Origin of the sequence: Legionella pneumophila subsp. pneumophila str. Philadelphia 1, from assembly GCF_000008485.1 — a bacterium.
GTDB classification, from domain to species: domain Bacteria; phylum Pseudomonadota; class Gammaproteobacteria; order Legionellales; family Legionellaceae; genus Legionella; species Legionella pneumophila.
The window spans coordinates 995540-1012861 of record NC_002942.5 but is presented as its reverse complement, the minus strand read 5'-3'; the positions used below and the strand labels follow the sequence as shown (position 1 = coordinate 1012861).

Genomic DNA, 17322 nt, shown 5'->3' with positions numbered 1-17322 from the left:
TCTGCCAAATCATTAAGTTTTTGATAATTTTAAATGCCCTTGTTCTGTTTCGTCTGCACAGCCCAAAGGGAGCTTACAAAAAATACCCGGATTAAGGGTAAATTAAACGGTATTATTGATTCCATTCGCAACATCATTCGATGAATCAATCACACTATCAAGCCAATTCTGTTTTAAATAGGCCTTTGCCAATATGATGTCACTATTAATCTGCGTAATTAACGCTTCCACACTTGAGAATTTAACTTCATCTCGAAGTTTGTGCAAGAAAATTACCTGCACTAGCTGACCATACAGAGATCCGTGAAAATCAAATAAATGGACCTCCAAAATATTTTTGGTTCCAGCTACAGTTGGCCGCTTTCCAATATTTGCAACCCCATAAAAAACATTCGAATTAATATGGACTTGTACAGCATATACACCTTGCAAAGGGATCGATAAACGATGCATGCCTAAATTGGCTGTCGGTATCCCCCATTGACGACCACGACCATCCCCTTTGATAACACGTCCACACATGCTGTATGGTCTTCCCAACAACTTGGCTGCGAAACGTAAATTTCCCTGTTGCAAGGCTTCTCTGATTCTCGTCGAACTGATTTTTTCATTTTCTATAAGAAAATCAGATTGCACTGTCACTTCACAGGAATAATTAGCACCTAGTGTTTTGAGTAAATTAACATCACCTTCTCTGCTTTTGCCAAAACGAAAATCCTGGCCAACCAGAAGGTAGCGTATTTTCAATGCTTCAAATAAATAAAACTGAGCAAAATACAAAGCGGGAGTTTGAGCCAGCCTTGCATCAAACTTGATGCAATAGATGTAATCCACCTGACATAAGTTTAAGACATCTATTTTTTCTCTCAAGGTAGAAAGTCGTGCTGGTGCTTTCTCTCTGTGAAAATACTCTTTAGGCTGAGGCTCAAACAATAAAATAACTAAAGGCAAGTTCATTTCATCAGCCTTTGCTCTTAGGGTCTTAATCAAATGCTGATGCCCTAAATGCACGCCATCAAAATTGCCAATAGTGGCAACTGCACCCTTATCAAATATAGCAAAATGAGTAGAACCGCGTAACAATTTCATGAATCGTTTTAATCAGCAGAATAAAAAACACATAGTATACTGGTTTTCTGAGATATTGAGAAATCTATAAAGCATTATCCGTACTACCAAGTAGTACGGAATTTCTTTAGTTAGAGGGCGTTCTTAGTGGCTTATTTTGGGTCTTACAATCAAGACGTCGCATTCAGCACCGTGCAAGATTGCATTAGCGGTTGAACCTAATAATAAAGAAAGGCCATGTTTTCCATGACTTCCTGTCACAATTAAATCAATTTTATGTTCTTTTGCTACCCTTAGGATTTCATTTTTAGTTGAACCATACTCTATAAAACGATGCTTTTCATCTACACCCAGTTTTTCTGCCAATTCATTAAGTTCTTTTTCAGCTTGCTCACGAATAGACATTTCTACTTCTGCAAATCCAGCAAAACCTGGGTAAGCATAAGCTGGAATAGGCTCTACAACATGAACTAAAATTAAATCAGCACCATTCTCGTCAGCAATTTTTTTAGCTTTCTCAGCTGCTCGCACCCCAACCTCATCAAAGTCAGTAGCAAACAATACCCTTTTATACATCTTTTTCTCCTTAAAATTCTGATAGCTAAGTTAAGATTAGCAGATTTAAGCCTATTTTCCCAGAATCAATCAATAACTAACGGCTATATCCAAGTTGATTATCTTAGTCTAACCAATGTTTGAAAGTCCCTCCACAGATCGTATCCATGGACTTAGTTTGGCTAACTCACCTGGTAGTTTTTTTATATTCAACAGAGCTTGATTCCTGCTCTCATATTCACCGATAGTTAATATGTACCAACTACCTTTCGCATTAGTAAAATGTCTTATTTTTGCCTGAGCTAACCATTTGTTTTGGTTCTTAAACCTGTTGATATCCTCTACTTTATGACTGGCAGCCAATTGTATAGTAAACAGCTTACTATTAATTTTCTTGATGTCTGGTTGCTCACTGGCTAATTTTGTTTGTGATGAATCAGGAACAGGAGGTAATTTTGATTGACTAACTACCGCTTGCCCGACCTGTTCTGAAATGTTTTTAGCTTTCAGTTTTGGAATGACAACGACCTTATCTACAATAGCCACTGTATTAAGAGTATCCTCTTCATCCATAAAATCATCTAAAATTTGTTTTTTGGGTAACCCATAATGCACTAACTGCCTCGTTGAAGAATCTTCCCATGAGGCAATATAGCTTACAGCTTCTTGTTTAGGGACAGCTTGCTGTGTGGGAGTTTTTATAAGGTCCTTTATGGGTGGAAGTGTAGTTACAGAAGCTAAATCTGGCAGTTTGGGAGTATTATCAGGTGCTTTATAGACATTATCAAAATAAAAATAGGACAATCCTGCAACAATAGCGAAGCTCGCGACTAAACTTATTCTTTTTAAAATTGCCTTTTTATTATTTTGCTTTTCATTAGCGCACTTGGATAAAAATAATTCCAGGCTTGAATTGATTTTTGATAAGTTCCCTTTGGTTAAGTGATAAAACTGTTTAAATTGCGTGTCAGTAAGTGGCCTGTTGATTAAATGAGAAGCCATTGCTCTTTGTAATACATAGGTTCTGGTTTCAGTCTCGCTTAATGCTCCGAGTTCTATTGTGTGTATTAAATTATTAAACGGCTCAACAGCAAGATTATTCAATGTGGCAACGATAGAATAATCAGAAATTAAACAAAGATGGAAAAATCCAAAATCTTCCTGATTTTTTATAATAATCATCACTTCCTTGATAAAACTTTCAGGCAAGTGATGTGCATCATCAATAATCAGCAAAACATGCGTTTTTCTTTCATTAATTTGTGCTGCAAGAGAACCAATATTGTTATCCTTATTATTAAGATGCAACTGCCTGGCAAACTCATTGATAATATCTTGACTGTCAAATGGCGGTTTTGCCTTAAATGATACTGATTTAATTTGTTGGTTCAAATGGCTTTTCAACAAAGAGTTAAAACAAGTTTTTCCACCCTCTTTCTCTGACAAAATGGTTATTAGTACATTATTAAAGAGAATTAAATGATTAATGAAATCAACTTTCGCAAGCCAGGCTCCTGGTTTGAATAGAGTTCTGGGCTGATTGGCAACTCCCTCATCAAGAGGCTCCTTTCCATCTATCATTTTCGTTCTCCTTCTACCACATTAATCAGTGCATTATGCAAACAATCTTCTGTAACTGAATCATCAATATAACAAGCACCTGGTTTTTTAATCATTACGAAACGTAAACAATTATTTTTAATTTTCTTATCCAAACTCATCAACTCTCTTAATTGAATTAAATCTATGGAGTTTGGAATTTTATGAGGCAAACCAGCATGTATAAGCATCTTTTCTACCTGGTCTACAATTGGTTTATCCAGCAAGCCCTTCTTCTCTGATAATACAGCCGCACAATATAAACCTATGGCAACGGCTTCTCCATGTAACCACTTTTTATAATCGGTATACGTTTCCAACGCATGAGCAAAAGTATGCCCCAGATTAAGCAAAGCACGCAACCCGGATTCCCTTTCATCTTGCTCTACAATTTTAGCTTTAACTTGACAACATTCTGCTATCAGTAGTGGTAACTCCGGACTATGTACCGTTAATCCTTGTTGCAGAGCCTCTTGAATTCGTTCAAAAAAAGAGCCGCCAACCAACAAAGCGTATTTTATCATCTCGGCAATACCTGCACGAAACTCACGCTCAGGTAATGTTTTTAAGGTATTTAAATCAATTATGACCGCTTGAGGTTGGTAAAAACTGCCAATCATATTTTTACCGGCAGGATGATTAATCGCTGTTTTACCACCAACTGAAGCATCAACCTGGGCCAATAACGTAGTAGGCAGCTGAATAAATCGCACTCCTCGTTGGTACGTAGAAGCTGCAAAACCAGCCATATCACCAATCACTCCCCCACCCAAAGCGATGATTGAGGTATCTCTATGATGTTTGTTTTGAATCAAAGAATCATAAATAGTAAATAAACTGCGCTGATTTTTATGCTCTTCACCGTCTTCCAGAATAACAACATCGCATTGTTTTGAGGGTAAAACAGATTGCAAATGGCCTAGATACAAAGGTGCCACTGTTCGATTAGTAACAATAAGCACCTGTTTTGAAGTGATAAAACGATTAATTAATTCAGGATCAATTAAACCATTGCGGCAAATAATTATTGGATATTGATGCCCTGAAATCGAAACATCAACCTCGGCATAAAGTTCAAACTTCGCCATATAAGTATTTTATTATATTGTTTGCTACAGCTTTTACAGTCAGTTTATCTGTTTCAAAACTGACATCTGCCAATTCGTCATAAAAAGGTTCTCGCTCATCTCTGAGTGACTCCAGGCGTCCCTCAAGATCTTCTGTTTGTAATAAAGGACGTTTGGTATCGCGCTTTGTTCTTTCAAATTGCTGTTGCAAAGATGTTTTGAGATAAATCACTGTGCCACGGCCTGCCAGGGCATTCCTGTTTTCAGGAGTAATCACGACTCCGCCACCCGTTGCCAATACTATATTGGTTTTTTGAGTCAATTCATCAATGACCTTTTGCTCTCGGCGCCTAAATCCTTCCTCACCTTCTATATCAAAGATCCACGATATATCTGCGCCAGCACGCTCTTCAATTACTTCATCTGAGTCATAGAATTCTAGTTTGAGCTCCTTTGCCAAAGCACGTCCTATAGTACTTTTACCAGCACCCATCGGACCAATGAGAAAAATATTTCGTACTTTAACTATGCTCATTTTTTTTTACTTACCTCTTCTACTGAATTGTCATAATTAGCCATGCTATTATAACAACAAATTAGATACACGTCTTAGTTGATTTCATGATATTTACTGCTCCAACAGCCTCGATAGAATAACACAAGACCTTATATTTGAAGCATTTAAAGTAAATAACACAAATTAGGAATACATCCAATTACTATCTAAAATACTTCTGACATTCTACAACGGATAACCATTAATTACCCATATAAAATAATTATTTATTACATTTTTCTGCCATCGCTGAAGTTGATACTTCAACTTTACCCAATCCATCGCTGATGAGCAATTTTTTTCAAAATGCCATTACATCATAACGGGCTACATTTTAATTATAACATGTTCACCGTGTTGAGGCACTGCTATTAAATTAATGTTTTTTATCTTTATTAATGAGATAAAATTAGTCCAATCTTGATTATTTATAAACATCCTTTTCACGTCCCTCTATCGTTGTAATCGATAAGGCATTCGTTATTATTCTTGGAGTAATAAAAATCAGTAATTCCTCATTTTTCAATGTGATTTGTCTATTACTAAATAAAATACCGACAACAGGCAACTCACCAAAGAAAGGAATTCTATTGATTACCTTGTTCTTATCTTGCTTATAAATACCCCCAAGTACTATGGTTTGTCCATTATTAACCAGAACATTCGTCTGAATCTCCTTTGTTATTATTGCTGGAACACCAAGGAATGTTTGTGGGGAAGGAGTATCCTGATTTATCTGTAAATCCATCAAAATTTTACCATCAGGCGTAATTTGTGGGGTAACTTTCAAACTCAATACCGCTTTTTTAAATGCAACAGCAGTCGCTCCACTTGATGTTGCCTCCTGATAGGGTATCTCCTCACCAGACTCTATGACTGCTGCCTGTTGATTCGTAGTAATCAGGCGAGGACTGGATATTAATTCAGCACGCCCTTCGCTTTCCAAAGCAGACAATTCCAGATCAAGCAGAATGTTATCATTAAGTTTAGCTAGCGCAATACCTACCGAGGCTGGTGTAGCTCCAGTTAAAGGAGCAGCTGCCAAATCAAGATTTAACCTTCTTTCCAAGGGGACAACATTGGCTGGTGCTGTGCCTCTCGCTAACTCGTTAGCACCTTCCAGTGTACCACTTAAGTGGGTTGGTCTTGATACCCCCCAGCGTATCCCAATATCCTGGCTAAAATCTTTAGTTACTTCAACAATTCTTGCCTCAATAAGCACTTGCTTAACAGGGATATCCAATTGCTTTATCAGTTCCCTTACTTCCTCAATTTTGGTGCCAGTATCCTGAATCCAGATTGTATTCGTTCTGGCATCAACACTTATTTTTCCTCTGTCTGATAATAGGGAATTTTGCTTATCCTTGATCAAAACAGCAATATCTGCTGCCTTTGCATAATTAATCTGTATTAAATCAGAACGGATAGGCTCAAGTTTTTCAATTGTCTGTTGACTTTTGAGTTGTTCTTCCTCCATTTTATCCATGGAGGCCTTGGTATCTATCAACATGACGTTGCCTTTTCTGCGCTTATCTAGCCCTTGTGTGGTTAAAATGATATCCAGAGCCTGATCCCAGGGGATATCATTTAATCTAAGCGTAATATCTCCTTGTACTTTGTCGCTGACAACCATATTGATTCCAGTAAAATCTGCCAGCAATTGAAGTACAGCCCGAATACTAATATTCTGGAAATTCAAAGAAATACGTTTACCGGTAAATACCTGTTTCTTTAATTTCGCCTGACGAATTTCTTCCGCAGTTAAAGGAAAGACATCAACCATAAATTGTTTATTGACCTGATACACAAAATGTCCATAATCCCCTTTGCTGAGAATGGTCATGCGAACCTTCTTGCCTTCCTGTTGCATCGTAATAATCTGCACAGGGCTGTGAAAATCAGAAACATCATACCGTTTCATTAAATTCAAAGGGATCTTGGTATTCAGGAAATTAACGACTATTTCTTTCCCAACTTGAGTTACATCAATTGGAATACCCGTATCAGAAACGTCAATTAAGACTCTACCACCCTGCTTTTCTATACCACGAAAATCAATTCTTTTAATTTCGTGCTTGGCGTTCACAACCTGGTTCGTTATGAATACCTCCTTGCTATTTTCAAATAAATCATTGCTTTTACCATTCAGGACAAGGCTATAAATGGAACCCGCCGTGCTGCCAGAATAGGATACTGAACGATCCAGTTCCAATATGGCTCTTACTCTATCACCAACAGCAACAATGTTATAACTGTGTAATGAGCCTAATTGAATAGTTTTAGTTTTCTGATCCGAAGGAATTTGCATATCAGTGCTGATAAAATCTAACACCAAACGGGGCGGCTTTTGAGTAATAAAGCTTGCAGGCAACTGCTTTAAGGGCTTGGAAAATTGAAAATCAATACGCACTCTGTTTTCGGGCAATGGCAATACTTTTACTGAAATGAGCGAATTATCTTTAGAATATGCCATACTCAAACTGGCACTAATTAATATCAAAATCGCGATAATTTTTCTCACGCCTCACTCCTGCTTGCCAGTATCCAAATTAATTGTGGTGGACTGTTTTTCCCACGTTCCTGATTTCTGTACAGTTTCTTCCAATTTAATGAGATCATTTTTAATCAAAATAATACGTCCATAATTTTGTCCCATGTAATCTCCAACCCTAACACGGCTAATCTGACCGTCAGGTTGTTTAATCAGAGCCCAGATTTCATTGTCTTTTTTTAAAGTACCTACAAATTTTAAAGCATCCAGAGGAAAAGATTCCAAAGGCTGCTTAGGCCTTTTTTTATCTGGGGCATAAATATCATTTCTCTTTTTTTGATCAATAGGCTTGAATGGATTTCGCCTATTGTCGTTTTCTGGAAATCTAAAAATTGGCAAAGGGGCGAATTTGGGAATAGGCTCGATAGGTCTTCCTGGTCTTGATTTCACTTCGTTGATGTACTTAACAAGGTCACTGTTATCACCAGAGCAGGCACTAAGTAATAGAACCAATAACGCTGTGAATAGGCTTTTTCGGAAATTCTCTGAGGTGAGTAAAGTGCGCAGAGAATTTCCGAAAAAGCCTAATATAAGAAGAGTCTGGTTATTTTTAATTATCATTGTGCCCGATATCTGTATATTTTCGCAGTGATAGCCATCACCAATTCATCCTGAGAGACCGTTTTACCATCTCCGGATGACACCCCCTCAACACTAAATTCATGCAAAGTCACTATTCTGTTCATTTCAGCTACACGACTTAAAAATCTTGCCAATTGCATATAGGATCCGACAATCGTAATTTTTATAGGTAACTCCACATAAAAATCATGCACTACTTCAGGTTGTGGTGCAAACAATTCAAATTTCAAACCCGATGCAATCCCCGTTTTAGATATTTCCTCCAAAAGCCCTGGCATTTCATTTTTCGCCGGGAGTTGTTTTAGCATAGTCCCAAAGCGTTCATTCATTAACTGTAACTGATTACGATAAGCTTGTAGATTTGCTGCCTGATGTTGCTTTTTTTCAAACTCTGTTTTCAAAGCAATTTCCTGGGCTTCCTGTATTTCCAATTGCTCAAAATTGGGCTTAACAATAAGCCAATACCCTAATCCAATTATCAGTATACTGATACCTAAAATGACTCCGATTTTAACCGGCATTGGCCACTGCCCGACATTCTCCAGAGTTAATTCACTTAAATTGACCGTGTCCATGATTTTTATCAGCCTAATATTTGGGTTTAAGCACAAAACTTAATTTAAATTCATTGTTTGGAGACTGTTTTTTTTCAACATTTTTTTTAATTTCAGTTAGAACAGGGTTCTGTATCCAGACATTAGCCTCTATATTTCTCATCAAAATAGAAATACTTGTATTCGATTCGGAATACCCCCAGAGTGTTACTACATCGTGTTCTCTTTGCATCTTGGTTATGTAAACTCCTGGAGGAGTAATTTTTATTAATTCATCAAATAAGTGAACCATTAAAGTTCTTGTTGACTGCAGATTCTGCACAATCGACATTCTTGAAATCAAACCTTCCCTGATTTGTTTTAATGCTTTAATCTCCTTGATCTGTTCATCTAAAGCTGTAATTTCTTTTTGTAAAATCTGATTTCGGTTCATTTGATTACTTATTAAATGAGAAACATAAGAGTTCATTAAAAAAACAATTGCTGCAGCGATGATAATTCCTATCAATAGCATGGTTGTAAATAATTTCTTTTCCTGCTCACGTTTTTGTTCACGCCATGGCAATAAATTAATTTCAGTCATTTTTTACTCGACATGCCTCAAAGCCAACCCACAAGCCACCATCAGTGTAGGCGCATCACTGTTAATCACATCCAAATTCACTTTTTTACCAAAAGACATATGGGATAGTGGATTTGCCACTGTAGTAGTCACTCCTAACTGTTCTTGAATAAGCGCTGCCAATCCTGATTGCCTTGCCATTCCTCCCGCCAATAAAATATGGTCTACAAATCCATGTTGACTGGTTGAATAAAAAAACTGCAAAGTACGTTTGATCTGCAAAAGAATCATGTCCTTAAAAGGTTCTAATACAGCAGATTCGTAGTCCTCCGGTAGTTTACCCTGATTTTTTAGGGCAATAGCCTGCTCCAAATTCATATGATAGTGTTCTGCAATAGCTTCAACAAGTTGCATACCTCCAAATTTTTCTTCTCTTGAAAAGATTAGTCGCATACCATGCAAAACAAATAAGTGAGTATAATTGGCTCCAATATCTACTATTGCAACAATTTTGTCTTGCCCACTTGCTGGTAATTCTTGCGCGATTTGTTGTACTGAACGCTCTACTGCATAAGACTCAACGTCAACAACTTTGGGTTCCAGCCCTGCTCTATGGGCTGCTTCAACACGGGTATTAACGTTTTCTGCCCTTGATGCCACGATTAAAACATCAAGCAGTGATGAGCTCTTGGCTGAATGGCCTAACACTTCAAAATCCAGGTTTATTTCATCTATTGGGTAAGGAATGTACTTATCCGCCTCAATAACGACAAGCTCTTCCATTTCAAGGTCAGTTAACCCTTCATTAATTTGCACTACTTTACTGATAACAGCCGAATCAGGTACAGCCAATGCCACATTTTTAGATGTAAACTTCAATCTTTCTACTAATTTTTTGATACAATTCGCTACTACATCGACATCCTTAATTATATTTCCTTCTAAGGCAGAGGCAGGTATTTCTTCGCGACCATATCCTTCAACACAAATGTCCTCTCCGGAACCTGATATTTCCAGGATTTTCACTGCGGAAGAACTGATGTCAATGCCAAGAATTGAACGATGCTTAGGTTTAAGCAATTTGAGCACTTATATAATCTCCCTGTATATTTCCTTGCAGCCCAAAAGCACTCCTATTTTTAGATCTTTTCCTAACTATTGAATAATTAATGTTAGCGTAAGCCACTATAAATTGGAATCACTTTACTTATTACTTGGGGTTAAGCGTTTATAATCAATCTGAAAATTGATCCATGCATTTCCATTTCTGCCTTCTGTCGATGCCCAAGAAAATTTCATGATATCAATCATAGTATTACAATCAAATCAGATTTTATATTCTTTCAAAAAACTGTAAAACAACCCCTCTACTTGTATGTTTTTTTCAAATAATGTACCAGTTAATAGGCACTTGCACTTATGCAAAACATTCAATATAGTGAAATACCAAGTTGTAGGGGATTTCCACATTTAGATTTTTAGCTTTATAAAAAGGAGCTTTACATATGACTAGATTAGAAGAGCTACTCTATACATTGACTTCTGTAATCATTCGGTATCATGACAGCCAGCCTAAAGTATTAAATAAATTAATAGTTGAAAGCAATCCCATTCTCTTAAGAAGAAAAGCACTTGCTTTGGCTAAAGAAATTATTCAGGATAAAGACGGTGAATGTAAGGGACGCCTTGAAGAGTTAATACAAAATTGCACCAAAGGCTATCCCGACAGAAAACCATTCTTATATTTTATTTTAAATGAAGTGCTTTTTCTAAAATCCATGCTGGATAGGAAAAGCTCATTTGAACCATCTAAACTGGAAGAGTATAAAAAACAGATCGCTCAGCTTTTAATTGATCTTAAACAATTAATGATCACCCCTAAAAGTAAAACTTATGAAGTAAAATATACTTCTGCCACCGAGAGCGCTGAAACCAGCATTTCTCTTTCTGGCGTAAAAAATGATGGATACGTTGGTGGAGAATTTTGCAACTCCGGAAATTTGATCAAAGAAGAAGTTTTAGAAGCATTGAACATCCATATTAATTCTAAAAATACAGCAGAATGTTCTTCTGATGAAGAAATTAAAGCGCTTGCTGAATCTTTATGCTTAGAGCATCAAAACGCTCTATTGGTACCTGAACTAATGGAGAAAGCCCAAATATTGAGTGTCAGTAGCAAAGAGCAAGAAAAAGAACTCTTAACAAAAACACAACAAGCAGAAAAAGATAAAAATACAATTTCAGAGCAAGAAGCTACTATTCTGGAGAAAGACAAAGAAATAGAAAAACTGAAAGAGAAAGTAAGCGAGCTAACTCGCAGCATGCCCCGTCCAGTTTTCAACCCTGTCCTACCTCTTGGATACAGCTCTCTGTTTTTCAATACCAAGCTGGGCACTCAAGCCAAACAACAAACAACAATGATTGATGTAAGCGATTTACCAATGGTTAAATCCTCTGAAACAACAGATACCCAGCCTAATCAATCTTTTTCTATGAGTAATGGCCATGGGGATTAATGCCTATTGGCGCTTCATCAATGATTATCTCCATAGCTGTGAGGCGCAAAATAGCATTTAAATCAGGTTTTTTTCCCTTGTAAACCTCGCAATATTATATAGATTCGCTGTATAATATTGCACTACTCACATTTAACGAAAACGAAATTCTATGAAAAAAATGGCATACTTCTGGCGTAAAGGTCTTTGGGCGCTGATGAGCCTGTTTTTTCTCCTAATAGTAGCTGGCAGCCTTCTATACCTTTATCTCGAAAGCCAATTGCCTAATGTTGATTCATTAAAAACTGTACAATTACAAGTGCCATTACAGATTTTCAGCAAAGAAGGTTTATTAATTCAGGAATACGGTGAAAAAAAACGTATTCCCGTAACCTATGACGAAATTCCCCCTACTCTGATCCATGCATTAATTGCAACAGAAGATCAACGATTTTTTGAGCACCCTGGTGTAGACGTTATGGGATTGGGCCGAGCCGCAGTAAGCATGCTCAAAACTGGAACCAAATCTCAAGGTGGCAGTACGATCACCATGCAAGTAGCTCGTAATTTTTTCTTAAGCCGTAAAAAAACATTTTTACGGAAATTCAATGAAATTATGCTTGCTATCAAAATTGACCGGGAATTAAGTAAAGAAAAGATTTTGGAACTTTACTTAAACAGGGTTTATCTGGGTAATCGGGCTTACGGTGTTGGTGCGGCAGCCATGGTTTATTTTGGAAAATCCCTTAAAGACCTTAATCTGGCTGAACTGGCTATGATAGCAGGACTTCCTCAAGCGCCCTCAACTCAGAATCCTATCGCTAACCCGCTTGCTGCAAAAAAACGTCGTGACCATGTACTGGAGCGATTACTGGAAGAACATTATATCAATGAAGAACAATACCAAAATGCTGTCAATCAACCAATTACTGCAAAATACCATGGAACTAATATCAAGGTGAAAGCGCCTTATGTTGCTGAAATGATTCGTCAGTCTCTGTACGACAATTTTGGCCCCGAAGCGTACACTAAAGGCTATAAGGTATATACAACCATTGACGGCAAATTACAAAATACTGCCAATGAAGTGGTAGAAAAAAATCTGATTGATTATGATCATCGACATGGTTACAGAGGGCCAATTGCCAATATAGGTGAAAAAGACAGTCAATCTCCCAAGATTAGGCAAAAATACTTGCGGCAATATCCAGAGCTTAACAGCCTGATTCCAGCAGTGGTCACTGAAGTAAGAGAAAAAGAAGCGACTGCGGCATTACAAAATGGGCAAATAATTATTATTCCCTGGGAGGGTATGTCCTGGGCCAGGCCGGCACTGAAGAGAGGAGGCTGGGTTGGGAAATCACCAACCAAAGCACAACAAGTGGTAGCAGCAGGCGATATAATCTATGTACACCCCACGGAAAAATCCTGGCAACTCGCCCAAATTCCTGAAGCAGAATCTGCAATGGTTGCTATGAATCCTAAAAATGGCGCCATTGAAGTTTTGGTCGGAGGATTTAACTTCTCAAAAAGTAAATTCAACCGAGCTACCCAATCCAGCAGACAACCAGGCTCCAGTTTCAAACCATTTGTTTACGCTGCGGCTTTGAACAATGGTTATAATCTTGCTACCTTAATTAATGATGCCCCCATCGTTGTAGACGATCCCAGCCAACCGAATTTATGGCGGCCACACAATGTGAATCTAAAATTCAATGGCCCTACCCGCCTGAAACAGGCATTAGTTCAATCTAAAAATTTGGTATCTATAAGAATTCTTGATGATATAGGTATTGATTATACGATAGATTTCTTAACTCGTTTTGGCTTTAATAAAAAATCATTGCCTAGAGCCTTATCACTTGCTTTAGGAAGTTTATCCATTAGCCCTATGGATTTAACCACTGCTTATGCAGTCTTTGCTAATGGTGGCTATAAAGTAGAGCCCTACCTCATTGACCATATAACAGATGCTGATGGTAAAATTCTGTTACAAGCCAAACCAAGTGTTGTATGTGACCCTTGTGATAAAGACAAAGTTGATGCCTCTACCTTGGCACCGCGCGTTATTTCTGAAGACATTGCCTTTTTAATGAATACGGCATTACGCGATGTAATACAGCATGGCACTGGACGTGCTGCACGAGTATTAAATCGTCAAGACATCGCTGGTAAAACAGGGACTACTAATGATCAAGTAGATGCGTGGTTTGCCGGATTTAACTCTAATTTGGTAGTAACAACCTGGATTGGTTTTGATAATCCCAAATCATTGCATGAATATGCTGCAAATCTTGCTCTTCCACTATGGATTGATTTTATGAAAGTAGCATTAAAAGACAAACCTGAAACTGAATTGAAGCAGCCTGAAAATGTTATAGCTGTTCGAATAGATCCAGTAAGTGGTTTGCTCGCCAAGCCTAACCAGGAAAATGGCATCATTGAGTATTTTCGACAAAATGAGGTTCCATCTGAAGAGGATCAAGGTCCTGTCTATAATGCACATAATGATCAGCAGGAAGAAGAACTAGCGCCAGTGGAAGAAAGTCTGTTTTAATTTAAGATTTATATTCTGATGAAGCAAAAAACCCGTATTCAATTTGTGTAATACGGGTTTTAATCTACTAATTATCGTCCTGATAAAGCAGCTGCAGCTGGCGTGTATTCATATCCTAAATCACGAGCAACAGCCTCATAAGTGATTTTACCCTGGTGAACATTTAGACCATTAAGTAAATGCGGATCACTTAATAAAGCCAGCTTAACACCTTTGGTAACAATACTTAAAATGAAGGGTAATGTGGCATTATTTAAAGCAAATGTTGATGTTCTGGGTACAGCACCAGGCATATTGGCCACACAATAATGCACTACGTTATCGACCATGTAAGTAGGTTCTTGATGGGTTGTCGCACGACTTGTCTCAAAACACCCCCCTTGATCAATAGCAACATCGACTAAAACGGAGCCAGGACGCATTGAGCTCAGCATAGAGCGAGTCACTAGTTTGGGGGCTGCAGCACCTGGTACCAATACAGCACCAATCACTAAATCAGCGCTGGATACGTATTTTTCTATGGAATCTGCAGTTGAGTAAACTGTATTGAGTTTAGAACCAAACTGAAAATCCAATTCATTTAAACGTTGCAGTGAACGATCCAGCACAATAACACGAGCTTCCATCCCCATCGCCATGCGAACAGCATTTGTTCCTACAACTCCACCGCCAATGACCACGACATTGGCTGCAGCAACACCAGGTACACCACCTAGCAATATACCGCTACCCCCTTGAGCCATCTCCAAGCAATGTGCACCAGCCTGGATTGCCATACGACCAGCCACTTGGGACATGGGAGTAAGTAAAGGTAACCCGCCATCATCCTGTGTCACAGTTTCATAAGCTATTGCTGTAACCCCAGATTCTTTTAATAAACGCGCTTGGTGAGGATCAGGAGCTAAATGTAAATAAGTGAATAATGTTTGCCCTTCACGTAACCGTTTACATTCAATAGGCTGGGGCTCTTTTACTTTGACTATTAATTCGGCATTGGCAAATACGTCATCAGCAGTATCAACCACTTCAGCCCCGGCATTTCTGTAATCATCATCCGATATGCCGATACCAAGCCCAGCTCCCTTCTCTACCAATACATCACTTCCTGCCCTAATAATTTCTCTAACACTCGAGGGAACAAGTCCTACTCTGTTTTCGTGCGATTTGATTTCTTTTGGTACCCCTACTAACATATTGTTACCTCTTATCGATTCTTTAATTGTTCTATTAATTGTGGAATTAATTCAAACAGATCACCTACTAACCCATAAGTCGCAATTTGAAAAATAGGTGCATCTGCGTCTTTATTAATTGCAACAATAACCTTGGAATCCTTCATACCTGCCAAATGTTGAACTGCTCCAGAAATACCCACGGCAATATAAAGCATAGGAGCCACTACCTTCCCGGTTTGACCTACCTGATAATCATTAGGAACAAAACCGGCATCAACTGCAGCTCTGGATGCCCCTACTGCTGCGCCCAAAGTATCAGCTAACTCTTCGATTAATTTAAATTTTTCTGCATTTTGTAGCCCTCTACCGCCAGAAACAACTATTTTGGCACTACCTAAATCCGGCCTCTCGGATTTACTTAATTCATGGCGCACAAATTGACTTCCTTTAGCTTGAAATTCCTTATCAATACTTTCTATGCAACATACTTCCTGGCTTGATGTGATGGGATCAAAAGCTGTCGTTCTAATAGTCATTACTTTTAATGAATCCAAAACACGCACAGTCTCTATAGCATTACCAGCATAAACAGGATGTTCAAATGTGTCTGAATTAATTATCTTGCTCACATCAGAAATCTGGGTCACATCAAGTTGTGCAGCAACTCTGGGCAATATATTTTTCCCATAAGTACTGGAAGGAGCTAAAATAGCACTGAATGAATTCGCAAAAGACACCACCAAATCGCTAACTGCTTCAGCCAATTGATGTTCGTAACAAGGATTATCTACATGCAAAACAGCATGAACTCCTTCCAGACTGGCTGCCTCCTCGGCTACTGAACGGCATTGATATCCAACCACTAGTAATGTAATTTTATCACCGAGCTCTAAAGCAGCAGACAGTGTATTGCGGGTTGCTGGATGTAACTGCTGATTATTATGTTCAACTAAAACTAAAGTGCTCATCTCATCTCCTTAATTAAAGCACTTTGGCTTCATGTTGTAATTTATCCAACAATGCAGCCACAGAATCAAGTATGACACCAGCACTTCTGGTTGCCGGGGCATTAACCTTTAATATTTCAACGTGTTGTTTAAGAGATAAGCCAAGCGAATCCAGATCAATGATATCAAGAGGCTTTCGTTTGGCCTTCATAATATTCGGCAAGCTGGCATATCTGGGCTCATTTAAACGAAGATCGGTACTGATTACTGCAGGCAGCTGTACCTTGAGTGTTTCCAAACCACCATCAATTTCTCTCACCACTTCAAGATTATTATTATCGGGAATGATCTTCGACGCATTGGTAGCCTGTGGCCAATTCAATAATGCAGCCAACATTTGAGGGGTTTGGTTATTGTCACCATCTATCGATTGTTTGCCCATCAAAACCAAATCCGGTTTTTCATTAGCTACGATACTATTTAATATCTTGGCTATATTAAGGCTCTCGAATGATTTTTCTGTTCGAACCAGAATGGCCTTATCTGCACCCAAAGCTAAAGCGTGCCTTAAAGTTTCCTGAGAGCTATCCGAACCAATGCTTACAGCAATAACCTCCGTTGCCCAATTTTTTTCTCGCAAACGCAATGCCTCTTCAATGGCTATTTCATCAAATGGATTCATCGCCATTTTGATATTTTGAGTTTCAACTCCTGAATTATCCGATTTCACTCGAATTTTGACATAAGGGTCAATCACACGTTTTACAGCCACGAGTATTTTCATGGTTCCTCACTGGAATATCAAATCAGTCTGCATCTTGCCAGAGATAGGGGTATAAATTCAAGGGGTTGATTTTAATTAGAACATAAAGCTAATTTATTCTAAATGAGCTATGTTAAAGAAAGCCTTTTTCTATTCTCACCTACCTAATAATCTGGTCCGGGTTGGAAAACTCAACTCATGCAAAAAGAAAAAACATAGGGCAAAATAATGTCCTTAAGTACAATCAGCATTACAAACAATGGTGGTATTTTTTCATTTCCGCGCAGGCAG

At 38.2% G+C, this 17322-nt stretch carries 15 protein-coding genes; 2 read left to right on the top strand and 13 right to left on the bottom strand.

All coding sequences use genetic code 11. From position 1 onward, the window contains the following. Positions 1–102: 102 nt before the first annotated feature. The 10 genes from ribF to pilM all read right to left on the bottom strand — a co-directional run bounded on the left by ribF (position 103) and on the right by pilM (position 10183). Positions 103–1089: a bifunctional riboflavin kinase/FAD synthetase gene (gene ribF / locus LPG_RS04645; protein ID WP_010946671.1), complete on the bottom strand. Its 987-nt coding sequence runs from the start codon at positions 1087–1089 to the stop codon at positions 103–105. A gap of 123 nt (positions 1090–1212) precedes the next feature. Beyond that, positions 1213–1644, bottom strand: a complete 432-nt coding sequence (locus LPG_RS04640) for a universal stress protein (protein ID WP_010946670.1) — start codon at positions 1642–1644, stop codon at positions 1213–1215. Positions 1645–1752: 108 nt separating this feature from the next. Continuing rightward, on the bottom strand, positions 1753–3204 hold the full coding sequence (locus LPG_RS04635) for an SPOR domain-containing protein (protein WP_010946669.1): 1452 nt from the start codon (positions 3202–3204) through the stop codon (positions 1753–1755). Beyond that, positions 3201–4310, bottom strand: coding sequence for a 3-dehydroquinate synthase (gene aroB, locus LPG_RS04630; protein ID WP_010946668.1), 1110 nt, complete (start codon positions 4308–4310; stop codon positions 3201–3203). The genes LPG_RS04635 and aroB overlap by 4 nt, the downstream gene beginning before the upstream one ends. Further along, positions 4297–4824: a shikimate kinase AroK gene (aroK, locus tag LPG_RS04625; protein WP_010946667.1), complete on the bottom strand. Its 528-nt coding sequence runs from the start codon at positions 4822–4824 to the stop codon at positions 4297–4299. Before aroK ends, aroB begins: the two co-directional genes overlap by 14 nt. A gap of 445 nt (positions 4825–5269) precedes the next feature. Further along, the gene (pilQ, locus tag LPG_RS04620) at positions 5270–7366 is read right to left on the bottom strand and encodes a type IV pilus secretin PilQ (protein ID WP_010946666.1); all 2097 of its coding nucleotides are present in this window, start codon (positions 7364–7366) and stop codon (positions 5270–5272) included. 3 nt (positions 7367–7369) lie between these two features. Further along, a complete protein-coding gene (locus LPG_RS04615; RefSeq protein WP_010946665.1) occupies positions 7370–7957 on the bottom strand; it encodes a pilus assembly protein PilP in 588 nt (195 codons plus the stop codon). Then, positions 7954–8553, bottom strand: a complete 600-nt coding sequence (locus LPG_RS04610) for a type 4a pilus biogenesis protein PilO (RefSeq protein WP_014841277.1) — start codon at positions 8551–8553, stop codon at positions 7954–7956. The genes LPG_RS04615 and LPG_RS04610 overlap by 4 nt, the downstream gene beginning before the upstream one ends. Before the next feature lie 13 nt (positions 8554–8566). Continuing rightward, entirely contained in the window at positions 8567–9115 is a 549-nt protein-coding gene (locus LPG_RS04605; RefSeq protein ID WP_010946663.1) for a PilN domain-containing protein, read from the bottom strand. A gap of 3 nt (positions 9116–9118) precedes the next feature. Continuing rightward, the gene (gene pilM / locus LPG_RS04600) at positions 9119–10183 is read right to left on the bottom strand and encodes a type IV pilus assembly protein PilM (protein ID WP_010946662.1); all 1065 of its coding nucleotides are present in this window, start codon (positions 10181–10183) and stop codon (positions 9119–9121) included. A 416-nt stretch (positions 10184–10599) separates the two neighbouring features. Here pilM and ravI point away from each other — a divergent pair, with 416 nt between their 5' ends. Together ravI and LPG_RS04590 are read left to right on the top strand one after the other, a co-directional pair. Next, positions 10600–11610: a Dot/Icm T4SS effector RavI gene (gene ravI, locus LPG_RS04595; RefSeq protein ID WP_010946661.1), complete on the top strand. Its 1011-nt coding sequence runs from the start codon at positions 10600–10602 to the stop codon at positions 11608–11610. A 151-nt stretch (positions 11611–11761) separates the two neighbouring features. Further along, on the top strand, positions 11762–14146 hold the full coding sequence (locus LPG_RS04590; RefSeq protein WP_010946660.1) for a penicillin-binding protein 1A: 2385 nt from the start codon (positions 11762–11764) through the stop codon (positions 14144–14146). Between the two features lie 71 nt (positions 14147–14217). Here the strand turns inward: LPG_RS04590 and ald are convergent, their stop codons facing one another. The 3 genes from ald to LPG_RS04575 are packed head-to-tail and all read right to left on the bottom strand — an operon-like array spanning position 14218 to position 17052. Continuing rightward, entirely contained in the window at positions 14218–15339 is a 1122-nt protein-coding gene (gene ald, locus LPG_RS04585; protein ID WP_010946659.1) for an alanine dehydrogenase, read from the bottom strand. 11 nt (positions 15340–15350) lie between these two features. Continuing rightward, positions 15351–16289, bottom strand: a complete 939-nt coding sequence (locus LPG_RS04580) for an electron transfer flavoprotein subunit alpha/FixB family protein (RefSeq protein ID WP_010946658.1) — start codon at positions 16287–16289, stop codon at positions 15351–15353. Positions 16290–16302: 13 nt separating this feature from the next. Then, on the bottom strand, positions 16303–17052 hold the full coding sequence (locus LPG_RS04575; protein ID WP_010946657.1) for an electron transfer flavoprotein subunit beta/FixA family protein: 750 nt from the start codon (positions 17050–17052) through the stop codon (positions 16303–16305). Positions 17053–17322: the final 270 nt, after the last annotated feature.

Excerpts from the sequence above, each read along its gene's own strand:
- aroK (WP_010946667.1), bottom strand. The coding sequence starts at position 4,824 with ATGAGCATAGTTAAAGTACGAAATATTTTTCTCATTGGTCCGATGGGT.
- LPG_RS04635 (WP_010946669.1), bottom strand. The coding sequence starts at position 3,204 with ATGATAGATGGAAAGGAGCCTCTTGATGAGGGAGTTGCCAATCAGCCC.
- ravI (WP_010946661.1), top strand. The coding sequence starts at position 10,600 with ATGACTAGATTAGAAGAGCTACTCTATACATTGACTTCTGTAATCATT.
- aroB (WP_010946668.1), bottom strand. The coding sequence starts at position 4,310 with ATGGCGAAGTTTGAACTTTATGCCGAGGTTGATGTTTCGATTTCAGGG.
- LPG_RS04605 (WP_010946663.1), bottom strand. The coding sequence starts at position 9,115 with ATGACTGAAATTAATTTATTGCCATGGCGTGAACAAAAACGTGAGCAG.
- LPG_RS04615 (WP_010946665.1), bottom strand. The coding sequence starts at position 7,957 with ATGATAATTAAAAATAACCAGACTCTTCTTATATTAGGCTTTTTCGGA.
- ribF (WP_010946671.1), bottom strand. The coding sequence starts at position 1,089 with ATGAAATTGTTACGCGGTTCTACTCATTTTGCTATATTTGATAAGGGT.
- ald (WP_010946659.1), bottom strand. The coding sequence starts at position 15,339 with ATGTTAGTAGGGGTACCAAAAGAAATCAAATCGCACGAAAACAGAGTA.
- LPG_RS04580 (WP_010946658.1), bottom strand. The coding sequence starts at position 16,289 with ATGAGCACTTTAGTTTTAGTTGAACATAATAATCAGCAGTTACATCCA.
- LPG_RS04640 (WP_010946670.1), bottom strand. The coding sequence starts at position 1,644 with ATGTATAAAAGGGTATTGTTTGCTACTGACTTTGATGAGGTTGGGGTG.
- LPG_RS04590 (WP_010946660.1), top strand. The coding sequence starts at position 11,762 with ATGAAAAAAATGGCATACTTCTGGCGTAAAGGTCTTTGGGCGCTGATG.
- LPG_RS04610 (WP_014841277.1), bottom strand. The coding sequence starts at position 8,553 with ATGGACACGGTCAATTTAAGTGAATTAACTCTGGAGAATGTCGGGCAG.
- LPG_RS04575 (WP_010946657.1), bottom strand. The coding sequence starts at position 17,052 with ATGAAAATACTCGTGGCTGTAAAACGTGTGATTGACCCTTATGTCAAA.